The sequence below is a fragment of the Roseiconus nitratireducens genome, from assembly GCF_008629675.1.
GTDB lineage: Bacteria > Planctomycetota > Planctomycetia > Pirellulales > Pirellulaceae > Stieleria > Stieleria nitratireducens.
In genome coordinates this window covers 446,898-459,043 of sequence record NZ_VWOX01000005.1, presented here as the reverse complement: position 1 = coordinate 459,043, position 12,146 = coordinate 446,898, and the positions used below count along the sequence as shown (strand labels likewise).

Genomic DNA, 12,146 nt, shown 5'->3' with positions numbered 1-12,146 from the left:
TCCGCGGGACCGCCGCTGGGCACGGTCGCCGGGAAAGGACGGGCTGGCTGTGGTTGCAGTTTAGCCGTTGTCGAACCCGGTTCGCCCGCCTCCCAACGGCCAGGGCCGATTGGAATTGCAAAATTCGGACCGGTTTTCTTTGCCCTCGACGAACTGGACCCTCGCTAGCTAAACTTTCCGGCTTCGACAAATATTCCCCGACCGCCCCCGTTCCTACTTCCACCCGTCTGCCGTGATTCTGATCCTGAAAAGCGGTGCGACCGACGACCAAATCGACCACGTGATCGAGCGTGTCGAAGCCCTCGGTTTGCAAGCTCATCTAAGCCGCGGAACTTTTCGAACCATTTTGGGGATCATCGGCGACGAGTCAAAGATCGACGCCGAGGCGATTCGCGCGATTCCCGGTGTGGCCAGCGTCGTTCCCGTTCTTCCCCCCTACAAGCTGGCTTCCCGCGAGGCGCACCCCGATTTCAGCATCGTCGATGTCGGCGGCGTCAAAATCGGCGGCGGCAACCTGGCGATGATCGCCGGCCCCTGCAGTGTCGAGGAGGAAGATCGGATGTATCGGATCGCCGAACAGGTTTCGGCAGCCGGTGCCAATATCTTCCGCGGAGGGGCGTTCAAGCCACGCACCAGCCCCTATGCGTTTCAGGGCCTGGGCGAAGAGGGATTGAAGCGTTTGCGTGACGCCGGTCACGCCCACGGGATGCCGGTGGTGACCGAGGTCACCGACCCGCGATTGGTCGAGGTTGTCTGCAAGTACGCCGACATGCTTCAGATCGGCGCCCGCAACATGCAGAACTTCGCCCTGTTGAATGAAGTCGGCGCCTGCAATCACCCGGTGTTGCTCAAACGTGGCATGTCAGCAACCGTCAACGATCTGCTGATGTGTGCCGAGTACATCCTGTCGCAAGGTAACGCCAACGTCGTGTTGTGCGAGCGGGGAATCAAGGGATTCGACACCGCGACGCGAAACCTGTTCGACGTGTCCGCGGTTCCGTTGGTGCACCAGCTGAGTCACCTGCCGATCATCGTCGATCCGTCGCACGCCACCGGAAAACCGGAATTGATCCCCGCCTGTGCGATGGCCGGAATCGCCGCCGGGGCGGACGGTGTGCACATTGAAGTTCATGACTGTCCCGAGGTCGCCAAGAGTGACGGCCCGCAGGCCTTGCTGCCAGAACAGTACGCCGAAGTGGCCAGCCAAATGAAAGCGCTGGCTGAATTGCTTGGAAAAACCATTTCACCGACACCGGAGAAGACTGCGTGACGCGCCGAACGATCATTGCCGGAAACTGGAAGATGAACACGCGAGCCGGTGAGGCCGCGGAACTGGCCAAGGGCGTCGCCGGTGCGGTCGGGGAAAACCCGGCTGTGGAGGTCGCAGTCTGTCCGCCCGCCGTCTATCTGAGCGTGGTTGCGGATGTGCTGGCCGGATCCGCCGTGGGACTGGGAGCGCAGAATCTGTATCCCGCCGAAGACGGCGCCTTCACCGGGGAAGTCAACGCGTCGATGCTCCGCGACGTCGGTTGCCGCTACGTCATCCTGGGGCACAGTGAACGACGGGCCCTGTTGGGGGAAACCGACGCGGAAGTGAGCGAGAAACTGTCCGCCGCACTGGCCGGCAACCTGGTCCCGATCGTCTGCGTCGGAGAAACCCTGGACGACCGCGAGGGTGGCAAGACCGAGTCGGTGGTTGAAACCCAACTGAAAGGTTCCTTGAAGGGTTTGGACGAGGCTCGCGCTGCGGGCGTCGTGATCGCCTACGAACCGGTTTGGGCGATCGGCACCGGAAAGACCGCCAGCCCCGAACAAGCCGAAGAAGTTCACGCCTTCATCCGCAAACTGCTCGGCGAACTGTTCGGCAGCGAGGTCGCCGAACAAATTCGCATCCAGTACGGTGGCAGTGTGAAACCCGGCAACGCAAAGGATTTGTTGGGGCAACCGAATATTGATGGTGCCCTGGTCGGCGGTGCGAGCCTGAAGGTCGATGATTTCGTCGCGATCATTCAAGCCGGCTGTTAACCACCACCCCCACCTGATTGCGGCATCCCGCACCAAAACACAATCAAACGGAGTTTGTCATGACCCTTCTCGTATTCGCCACGCTGGGCAGTGCCGTCCTGGGATGGCTGATGTTTCTGCTGTCCGTGTTTCTGATCCTGTTGATCCTGGTTCAACGCGGCAAGGGCGGCGGCTTGACGGGAGCCCTCGGCGGTCCCGGCGGCCAGAGTGCGTTCGGCAGCAAGGCCGGCGACACGTTCACGCTGATCACGGCCGTCTCGGCCATCATCTGGGGTCTGGTCTGCGGCATCGCGATGTACTCGTTGGGTGTGCCGCCGATGACGGCTGCCGAGGTGGACTTCCAAGCCGATGAGCCGCCGCCGACGGTCGAGTCGCTTCCGGGCGAGGACTCGCAGATGAGCGGTTTGAGCGGATTGTTGTCGGACGATTTGGACGCCGAAGGCGATGAGTCCGCCGTCGAGTCTGACAATGCCGATCAGGGGACGACCGGGACGCCTTCGGCCGAACTGACTCCCGCCGAGCCGGCGGAGACCACGGACGAGTCGGCGACGGAAGATTCGGCAAGCGATGAAGAGATGAGCTTGGAACCGGCCCAGTCGTCCGAGACGGAAACGGACCAACCCGTCGCCAGCGACGAGCCGGCCGCGACCGATGCCGACTCGGACGCTTCGGAATCCGATCCTTCGAATGCTGATACCGACACCGATCAGTAGTCGGTGCGCACGATGTCGACCATGACCAAGCCCAGCGTTTCCAACGTCCGCAGCATGACCGGCCAGGGCCATGCGGTGGGGCCGTGTGAGCTGGGGCAGGTGCATGTGGAACTGCGAACGGTCAATCACCGCGGCTTCAAGTGTTCGATCCGTTGTTCGGACGCCTTGGGCGGCAAAGAGGCGGCGATCGAATCGGTCGTCAAGGCGTCGGTGCGGCGCGGCTCGGTGCACGTGTCGGTCAGTCTGGAACGCTCCGACGACGACCCACCGGCACGGATCAACTCCGGCGTGTTGGCCAGTTACGTGCGGCAATGCCAGGACATCATCGCTTCCGTCCAGGAACAGGGACGCGACGCCGGGCCGACGTTGTCGTTGGAAATCTCGGGTTTGACGTCGTTGCCGGGGGTGCTCTCCAGCACCACTGCCACCGTCTCGGATCCCGACCGATGGTGGCCGGACGTACGCAACGTGCTGTCCGTGGCCCTGGAGAAGCTTGTCTCCATGCGTCAGCAGGAAGGCGCCAACATGGCGCAGACGCTGCAGGCCGAGTGCGACTTGATCGCCGCCGAGTTGCAGACGGTTCGCACCCTCGCTCCGCGTGCCAACGAAAACTACCGGGCGCGATTGCAGGGCAAGGTCCAACGGACCCTGGCGGAACATGATCTGAAGGTCGACAGGGTCGATCTGTTACGCGAAGTCCAAATCTACGCCGACCGATCCGATGTCAGCGAGGAGATCACTCGTCTGGAGAGTCATCTGCAGCTGTTCGCGTCGGTATTGACGTCGCCCGGAGGCGATTCGGGTGACGAGCCCACCGGACGCAAATTGGATTTCATCACGCAAGAAATGTTCCGCGAAACCAACACGATCGGCTCCAAAGCCGGTGACCCGGAGGTCTCCGCTCGGGTGGTCGAGATCAAATGTGCGATTGAACGAATGCGTGAGCTGGTCCAGAATCTAGAGTGAGCCCAGGAAGTGAGCCTGGCAAGTGCGCTCTGAGGCCCGACAGGGGGCTTCGAGAGTGAACTCAGGGCGAGCAGCACGCCGAATCGAAAATGAATTCATCTCCCCAGCCACGACTGATCATCTTGTCCGGCCCCAGCGGTGCCGGAAAGTCGACGGTGGTGCGCCGGCTGCTGTCCGAGTGTTCGTTACCTTTGCGATTGAGCGTGTCGGCGACGACGCGTCCGGCACGCCCGGGCGAACGCGACGGCCGTGAGTATCATTTTCTGTCGGCCGAACGATTCAACCAGTTGCGAAGCGAGAACGCTTTTTTGGAATGCAAAGAGGTGTTCGGTCGAGGGCATTGGTACGGAACGCTTCGCAGCGAAGTGCGGCAAGGACTGGAAGCTGGTGATTGGGTGATTCTGGAAATCGACGTGCAGGGCGCCATCGACGTGATGGATGATTTGGATTTGGACGCGATCTCCTTGTTCATCCATCCGGGCGGCATGGACGAATTGGAGCGACGTCTGCGTGCCCGAGGGACGGAAACCGAAGACGGAATCACTCGCCGTTTGGAAACGGCCGCCGACGAGATGCGTTTTCTGCATCGATATCAATACGAAATCATCAACGGCTCGGTCGACCGTGCCGTTGGGCAAATCTGCCAAATCTTGAACGACCAAATGGAGAGCCAAGCATGCTCGAAGAACTGAAAGATGAAGAAACGGTCAACAAAGTTGGCGGCCGATTCAAGCTCAGCACTCTGATTCAAAAACGTCTGGTGCAGCTGAACCAGGGCTCGCGCGCGCTGGTCAACGTGGACACCCACGACAAGATGTCGATCGTTCTGCAAGAAATCATGCAGGACAAGATCATCTTGAACATGGACAACGAAGTCGAACAGGTGCAGGAAATGGACCTGGACGCGACGATCGCCGCGGCGGAATCGGAAACCCCCGACTTGGACGCCTCCGACCTGTAACGCGTCGCGATGCGGATTCGTTCGGTCGCGACGTTGTGATCGGGCACAGGCAGTTTCTCACGGCGGTGACGTTGTGGTTCGCCCAGCAGCGTCGCCGGTGCTGCCTTTTCGCTGATTCTCTGTGACGGCAAGTTCATGGCCCATTCCAAACCTGCACGCCGCATCCTGCTCGCGGTCGGCGGCGGGATCGCAGCGTACAAATCGGCGACCGTGTGCAGCCGACTGGCGCAGGCCGGTCACGATGTTCAAACGGTGATGACCCGTTCGGCGACGGAGTTTTTGGGGTCGGCGACGTTGGCGGCGCTGTCCGGCAAGCCGGTCGCCATGGATTCTTTCGACGCCGCCGCCCACCCCCTGGGATCTCACATCGAGCTGGCGCTCCGGCTGGACCTGATGATCATCGCCCCGGCGACGGCAAACCTGTTGGCCAAACTGGCCGTGGGCATCGCCGACGATCTGCTCAGCACGCTCTACTTGCAGACCGAAGCTCCCGTCTTGCTAGCGCCCGCGATGAGTGATCCGATGTGGCGCAAAGCCGCGGTCCAACGCAACCTGGACCAGCTCCGCAGCGACGGTTGTCACATTGTGGGACCGGAATCGGGATGGCTGTCCTGTCGCGTTCGCGGGATGGGAAGGATGAGCGAACCAGAAACGATTCTGGAGTCGGCGATGCGGATCCTGGATGCATCCGATGAAGACTAGTGGTTTCTTGAGCCGTATGATGGTGCATCATCGGAATCAACACGGGACATTCGGTGCGCCCCTCGACATTCAGCGCCGTTTGGCGGGGGGGCCCACAATGATTCGTGATCCAGACGTTTTCCGCTTCCAAGTCATGTTTCCATCCAAGCAAGTGTTGACCCGGCAGGCGGGAGCCTGCCCAGCGGTGGGTTGCGAGGCGGAGCCCCGCGATCAGCGTGTTTTTCGTTTCCCTCGTTCCCAGGCTCCCGCCTGGGATCGCACTGTCTTCGCGGCTCCGCCGCGCGTGATCTCGTCCAGGCCGCCGACGCAACGCATTGCGATCCACCCAGTCAGTTGATTCAAACGGAATTCTCCCATGCCCCTGCTGGTTTTTGGTCACCGAAATCCCGACACGGACGCGATTTGCGCGGCGATCGCCTACGCCAATTTCCTTCGCCAAACCACGCGGCCCGATGCCATCGCCGCCTGCTGTGGGGCACCGAACCAACGGACCGAGTACGCATTGCGAGTCGCCGGGCTGGCGCCCCCGCGAATCGTGATGGATGTCCGCCCCGTGGTCGAGGACGTCTGTGAAACGGATGTCACTTTGGCTACCTGTGACGAGGTGTTTTACGAAGTCTACGAGCGGATGGACGACCGCGGGCTGCGAAGCATTCCTGTGGTCGACGGCGACGGAAAGCTGGCGGGAATCGTCTCGCTGCTTCCGCTGTTGGAATTGGTACTCAACAGCGGTGTCAATCCGTTGCAGTCGCGTCAGGTCCGCACGAACCTGGCCAAGATCGTCGCGGTGCTGGGCGGCGAATTTCAACACGAGGTGCATCCGCAGCGAGACGAGGACTTGATTCTGAGCGTCGGTGCGATGAGCGCCGCAGGGTTCACCGAGCATATCCAGCAGTTTCCTGCCGAGAAATTGATCGTGGTCAGCGGGGACCGTCCAACGATTCAACTGCCCGCCTTGGAACTTGGCGTGCGTGCTTTGGTGGTGACCGGAGGGTTCGCGCTCTCGGAGGGATTGCTGCAACTTGCCAAAGCGCGGGGAATTGCGGTCCTGCGAAGTCCCTTCGATACCGCAACGACCACCATGCGGATCAAGGCCGCCCAATTGATTTCCAACGTGGTTGATCGCGAGTTCATCTCGTTGCAAGCACGCATGACGGTCGCCGACGCGAGGAAGGAGATCTTTCGGTCACCCCAAACGGTGTTCCCCGTCATCGAAGACGGCGAATTGGTTGGCGTGCTCAGCAAGAGCGATCTGGTCAATCCGCCCAAAACCGAGCTGGTTCTGGTCGACCACAACGAATTGGCCCAGGCCGTCCCGGGGGCCGATGAGGCCACCATCGTTGAAGTCCTGGATCACCACCGGCTGGGAGGTTCGCTGAAATCGACCGAACCGATCCGACTGACGATGGAGCCGGTGGGATCGACTTGCACGCTGGTGGCCAAGATGTTCCGGTCGCACAACATCGCTCCCTCACCGGGGATCGCCCTGTGCATGGCGTCCGGGATGATTAGCGACACGCTGTACCTGCGGTCGCCAACGACCACGGATACCGATCGAGAAATGTTGTCCTGGCTGCAGCAGTTCTGCGAGGTTCGCCTGGAGCAGTTTGCCGAGGACTTTTTCCAAGTCGGGTCGGCGTTGCGGACTTGCACGCCCGAACAAGTGGTGCGTGAAGACTGCAAGGAATTCGAAGAGTCCGGTCAAAGATTCTCCATCTCGCAGATTGAAGAGATCGGGTTCGATCTGTTCTGGCAGCGTAAGAAAGAATTATTCCAGGCCTTGGAAGGTTTGGCCGCCGAGCACGGGCTGGAATTCAGTGCCCTGCTGGTCACGGACATCGTCAGCAACGGCAGCTTGCTGATGATGAGCAGCGAACCGGAAGGATGGGAAGACATCAACTATCCGGAACTGGAAGATCGCCTGTACCAGTTGGACGGTGTGGTCAGCCGGAAGAAGCAGCTGTTGCCCTTGATCACCAGCCTGTTGGACATGACCGTCCGGTAGCGTCCGCGCTTCCCTGGCTCCAGTCGCGAAGCAGCGAAAGCTCCCTGCCGTCGGCACAAGCCGACGGAATGGGCGCGCGGTGTTCGTCGGGGCGTTACAATTCTTCCACCCCCGACAGAATTTTTCCACTCTCCCGCCGGTGTCAATGACCAGGCGTCGCTGGAAGCCCGGATGGCGCCTGCCGCTGGAGAGTCAATTGTCGGCACACCGGATCCCCCCTCTGAAAGGCCTGGGCACATGAAATTCATCCCACTTCTGGCAACCCTGACACTCTCACTCGTGGCGGTTCCCGCCGCCGCGCCGCTCGGGGCTGCGGAGACCTCCAATCACGTTGGTGTCGGTGCCGAACCGGTCGAAGGGGCTGAAGTCATCCTGGACGGCACGCGGGACATGTTGGATGAGAAATGGACGTATTGGGAAGGGCCCCGGTTCGGATCGTCCTTGCCCATCAAGTGGAAAATCGTTCCCGACCCGGTGGACGGCGGGACCTGTTTGATGACCGATGACCGCGCCGCCGATGGTGGCAAGTACGGGGCCGCGGACATCGTGACCAAGAAACCGTACCGCGATTTCAGACTTCACATCGAATTCCTGATTTCGAAACCCGGCGGCAACAGTGGCGTGTACCTGCAGAATCGGTACGAGATTCAGGTGCTCGATGGCGACAAGACCAAGCACGGCATGGCCGCCGTCATTAACGAGACCGAGTCACCGTACGATGCCTACAACGGTGTCGGAAAATGGAATGCCTACGACCTGGTCTTCCGTGCCGCGCGGTTCAAGGATGGTGAATTGGTTGAAAAGCCGGAGGTGACGATGTACTTCAATGGTCAGAAAGTGCATGTGCGTCAAAAAATCAACAAGGTCTGGGGTGGACCGAACTCCGGCGTCGACGGCGGCAACGACAACGGCTTCGGCATTACCGATACGCCCCAAGGGCTGAAGCTGCAATGCGAAGGCCACGACGTGCGCTACCGCAACGCCTGGATCAAAGAGCTGGACCTGGACGACGGCAACACCAACTTTTGATGTTTGCATGGTCCGGCATGCAAACGAAAGGCGTCAGCGTCGGACCCGCCCGGTCGCATCACCATTCATCAGCGACTCGATCTCCGCGCGGGATCCGAAATGGAAGTCGCCTTCGACGGAATGCGACAGGCAGCCGGCCGCGGTGGCAAACCGGATGGCGGTTTGCGGCGTCTCCAGGCCGGGCGTTGTGAGCGCGAACAGCAGTCCCGCCGCAAACGCATCGCCGGTCCCGATGCGATCGACAATGTGCGATATCAGATAGCCTTCGTGCTGTTCCGGGGCTTCATACAGTTGGTCGCAGTTCTGGTCATAGAGCAGGCCGCCAAATCGGTTCTGGGACGCAGAACTGTCCTCTCGACGCGTCATCGCGACGCGACGAATCTGAGGGTACTTGGACGTCAGTTCCCGGGCGAGTTCAATCGGACCGAGCGAGTCTTCGGTTCCCAAAATGGATGCCGCGTCTTGGTGTCCCCCGATGAACAGTTGGACCATCGGCATCAATTGACGCATGACGCGGTTGGCAAGTTGCCTGGGTTCGGTGGACGGCTCCCAACGCCAGAGTTTGCCGCGATAGTTCGCGTCGCAGGCGATGCGGACGTTTCGCGAAGCCGCTTCGCTTGCCGCACGCATCGTGACCTCCATCGCATTGCGCGAGAGGGCCGGTGTGATACCGGAAAGCACCAACCACTCGGCATCCTGCAGGATCGCATCCCAATCGTAGGCGTCGGGCGGTGTGATCGCGATCGACGAATTCTCACGATCGTAAATGATGTTCGATGGACGCTGGTTGGCACCCTGTTCCAGAAAGTACAGCCCCAACCGTCCCTGCGGCGTGCGGAGAATCTGACTTGTGTCCAGTCCCAGCGAACGCAAATCAGCGATGCAGGCATCGGCAATCGGATGGGGCGGCAGGGCGGTCACGAAAATCGCATCGCCTCCCAGGTAGGCGATCGATGCCGCAATCGAAGCTTCGGCACCGGCGAAGGTCACATTCAAAGTTCCTGGCATGGCTTGCTGGAACCGTTTGTATCCTGGACAAGCCATCCTCGCCATGATTTCCCCAAACGTGACGACACGAGTCATCGGTTCGCCTCGACGTGGTCGCGAAGATCGTTGCGAACGCGTTGGACAATGGTCGATGCTCGGGCGGCCAATCGCGAGATCGACTTCCAATCCTGCTCCGCGAGGCAACTGGGTGGCGTCACCCAGGACCCACCGACCGCGTGCACGAGCGGGTGCCGCAAATAGGCTTCCATGTTTTCCGCATCAATGCCTCCCAGCGGAATGAAGCGAATCCCCAAATGACGCAGTGGGGCCGCAATGCTTTTTAGATAATGAAGTCCGCCGATGGGCTCGGCGGGAAAAAACTTCAGCGTCTGGCAGCCTTGTTCGTAGGCCAGCTCCAATTCGCTGGGAGTGCAGATGCCGGGAGCGAACGGCAGAGACGCTTCGGCAGCGGCGGCGACGACGCGAGGATTCATTCCCGGTGCCACTGCGAACTCGGCTCCCGCCGCGCGGACTTGCCGGATCTGATCCGGCGTCAAAACGGTCCCGGCGCCAGCGATCATTTCCGGAACCTGATCGCGGATCGCTTCAAGGGCCTGGACGGCAACGGGCGTCCGCAATGTCAGTTCCATCGCATGCACGCCGCCGTCCATCAATGCTTCGGCCAGCGGGACGGCGTCCGCGAGGTTCTCGATGGTCAGCACGGCGACGAAACCGGCGTCGTACAGACGTTGTAGCAGCGCGGCGGGAAACATTTCGGTCCTTCGTGATTAGTCGACCACGTGGTCGGTCCCGTTCAGTTCGTTCAAAGCCCGGTTGATCACTCGCACGCGATACTTGCCGTCCGAGTTGAAACCGGGTTGGTACTGTAGCCCGGCCGCCATCTGTTTGGCCACCGGGGCGGCCTGCTGGTCCATTTCATCCAGCACGATTGCCGCGTGAAGTCGTTCCCATTGGGCCCCCGTCGTCAGTTCGTCAATCAACACCGGCAAAGCGGCCTCGGGAAGTCCCATCCGTCCGAGTGCCCGGGCCGCGGCGGTCCGTACGGCCGACGATTCGTCCTGCAACATCGACGTCATCAACGCTGAGGCTTCTGATCGGGCCGCCGGTCCGATGTTGCCGATTCCGACCGCGGCCCAATAGCGAATCGCGTTGTCGTGGTCCGCGGCTGCCTGGATCAATTCCGGCAGCACGCTCGGACCGGACGAGGCCAATTCGGCGGTGCGGCCCAGATCCGCGGCGGCCGTGTCCTGATCGGAGTGATGCAAGATGGCGTACTCGGATCCCGCTTCTCCAACGCGTTCGGCAAGGATCGGTTCGGGGATCAGGCCCAGGTCAGCGGTTTGACGGACCCAGTCGCGGTGGGCCGATCGCATCCGTTGCAGGACGTCCGCATAGGCCTGGTCGTCGGCCAGGTTGTTGATTTCATGCGGGTCGGCGTCACAGTCGTAAAGTTCTTCGACGGGTTTTGAGGGAGCAAAGTAGGCATCGGCGACTTCGGTCAGCTTACCCGCCTCATGGCCGCGTCGAAGCTCTTGCATCGTCGCTCCTTTCTCGGCCGTATTGATGTACTGGTAGTAGCTCTTCAGCGGTTCATAGTTACGGAGGTACTTGAAACGTTTGTCGCGAACCATCCGGATGATGTCGTAACGTTCGTCCATCCGATCGCGAGCACCGTAGACGTAGTCCCTCGGCTCCGCGGCGTCGGTGCCCAGGAATGGCCGACCCTGCATGATTTCGGGGACATCGACACCGGCCAGATTCAAAACCGTGGGACCAAAATCGATGGAGCTGACAAGGCGGTCGCTGACCGTTCCCGGCGTGCCCTGATCGTCGACGCGAAATCGCTCCGGGATACGAACGATCAGCGGAATGTGCGTCCCCGAGTCGTACAACCAACGCTTGGCTCGGGGTAACCCGACACCGTGGTCGGACCAGAACATGATGATGGTCTGTTCGTAAAGCCCGTCATCGATCAACTGTTGGACCAATTCTCCGGCCCAATGATCCATGGCTGTGATCAACTCGTAATTGCGTTTCCAGTCCTCGCGAACAACCGGAGTGTCCGGGTAATAGGGCGGCAAATCGAGCGTCAAAGGATCCTGACGCTGATCGTCGGACAATACCTCGGTCACCTTTTCATACTTCGCTTTGTTGGCAATCCCGGATTCGTGGCAACCGGTGAAATTAAAAACCGCAAAGAAGGGAGTTTGGGCGTTGGGGCGGTTTCGCCAGTGAGCGTTCTTGGAGGATGCGTCCCACGTGCCCGAGGGCGTCTTGAACTGGTAATCCTGCTTCGATTGGTTCGTGCAGTAGTAACCTGCTTCGCGCAGCAGCATCGGGAAAGGGCGAATCTGGTCGGGCAACGTCGCCGTGCACCGCATGTGATGGGTGCCCAAGGTGGTTTGATACATGCCGGTGATGATTCCACTGCGACACGGGGCACAAACCCCGGCCGTCGTGAACGCGTGCGAATAGCGAACCCCTTCACCGGCCAACTGATCCAGGTTCGGCGTGATCGCGTGTGGATCCCCGTAGCAACCCAGGTGCGGACTGATGTCTTCGCAGGAAATCCACAGGATGTTGGGGAGCCGTTGTTCGGCCACGGCGAATGTTGCCAGCGGCCACAGGGTGATCAGCCAAGCCACGACATGGAGACGGAACGGAAGCATGGGAATTGCCGAGAGGGGTTGTGGTGACGGGGCAAACGAGGCAGATCGGGCGCGGCCGCCGAAGGTCA

12 protein-coding genes are annotated in these 12,146 nt (G+C 60.8%); 9 read left to right on the top strand and 3 right to left on the bottom strand.

Annotated features, from left to right (window positions below):
• Positions 1–232: 232 nt before the first annotated feature.
• From aroF to FYK55_RS11835, 9 genes are all read left to right on the top strand, one after another.
• A complete protein-coding gene (gene aroF, locus FYK55_RS11875) occupies positions 233–1,270 on the top strand; it encodes a 3-deoxy-7-phosphoheptulonate synthase (RefSeq protein WP_150076607.1) in 1,038 nt (345 codons plus the stop codon).
• On the top strand, positions 1,267–2,025 hold the full coding sequence (gene tpiA, locus FYK55_RS11870) for a triose-phosphate isomerase (protein ID WP_150076606.1): 759 nt from the start codon (positions 1,267–1,269) through the stop codon (positions 2,023–2,025). The genes aroF and tpiA overlap by 4 nt, the downstream gene beginning before the upstream one ends.
• 59 nt (positions 2,026–2,084) lie before the next feature.
• Entirely contained in the window at positions 2,085–2,738 is a 654-nt protein-coding gene (secG, locus tag FYK55_RS11865) for a preprotein translocase subunit SecG (protein ID WP_150076605.1), read from the top strand.
• A 21-nt stretch (positions 2,739–2,759) separates the two neighbouring features.
• Positions 2,760–3,704, top strand: a complete 945-nt coding sequence (locus tag FYK55_RS11860) for a YicC/YloC family endoribonuclease (RefSeq protein ID WP_161604456.1) — start codon at positions 2,760–2,762, stop codon at positions 3,702–3,704.
• Between the two features lie 89 nt (positions 3,705–3,793).
• On the top strand, positions 3,794–4,396 hold the full coding sequence (gmk, locus tag FYK55_RS11855; protein WP_150076603.1) for a guanylate kinase: 603 nt from the start codon (positions 3,794–3,796) through the stop codon (positions 4,394–4,396).
• Positions 4,381–4,665 (top strand): DNA-directed RNA polymerase subunit omega, encoded by a 285-nt coding sequence (locus FYK55_RS11850; protein WP_150076602.1) that lies wholly within the window; start codon positions 4,381–4,383, stop codon positions 4,663–4,665. The genes gmk and FYK55_RS11850 overlap by 16 nt, the downstream gene beginning before the upstream one ends.
• Before the next feature lie 135 nt (positions 4,666–4,800).
• Positions 4,801–5,367, top strand: coding sequence for a flavoprotein (locus tag FYK55_RS11845; RefSeq protein WP_150076601.1), 567 nt, complete (start codon positions 4,801–4,803; stop codon positions 5,365–5,367).
• Positions 5,368–5,722: 355 nt separating this feature from the next.
• Positions 5,723–7,372, top strand: coding sequence for a putative manganese-dependent inorganic diphosphatase (locus FYK55_RS11840; RefSeq protein ID WP_150076600.1), 1,650 nt, complete (start codon positions 5,723–5,725; stop codon positions 7,370–7,372).
• Positions 7,373–7,609: 237 nt separating this feature from the next.
• On the top strand, positions 7,610–8,401 hold the full coding sequence (locus FYK55_RS11835) for a 3-keto-disaccharide hydrolase (RefSeq protein WP_150076599.1): 792 nt from the start codon (positions 7,610–7,612) through the stop codon (positions 8,399–8,401).
• A gap of 33 nt (positions 8,402–8,434) precedes the next feature.
• Here FYK55_RS11835 and FYK55_RS11830 read toward each other — a convergent pair whose 3' ends face one another.
• From FYK55_RS11830 to FYK55_RS11820, 3 genes are read right to left on the bottom strand one after another with little or no spacing between them, the layout of a single operon-like run.
• On the bottom strand, positions 8,435–9,484 hold the full coding sequence (locus FYK55_RS11830; RefSeq protein WP_150076598.1) for a sugar kinase: 1,050 nt from the start codon (positions 9,482–9,484) through the stop codon (positions 8,435–8,437).
• Positions 9,481–10,161 (bottom strand): bifunctional 4-hydroxy-2-oxoglutarate aldolase/2-dehydro-3-deoxy-phosphogluconate aldolase, encoded by a 681-nt coding sequence (locus tag FYK55_RS11825; RefSeq protein ID WP_150076597.1) that lies wholly within the window; start codon positions 10,159–10,161, stop codon positions 9,481–9,483. Before FYK55_RS11825 ends, FYK55_RS11830 begins: the two co-directional genes overlap by 4 nt.
• 15 nt (positions 10,162–10,176) lie before the next feature.
• A complete protein-coding gene (locus FYK55_RS11820) occupies positions 10,177–12,078 on the bottom strand; it encodes a sulfatase-like hydrolase/transferase (protein WP_150076596.1) in 1,902 nt (633 codons plus the stop codon).
• Between the last annotated feature and the right edge of the window lie 68 nt (positions 12,079–12,146).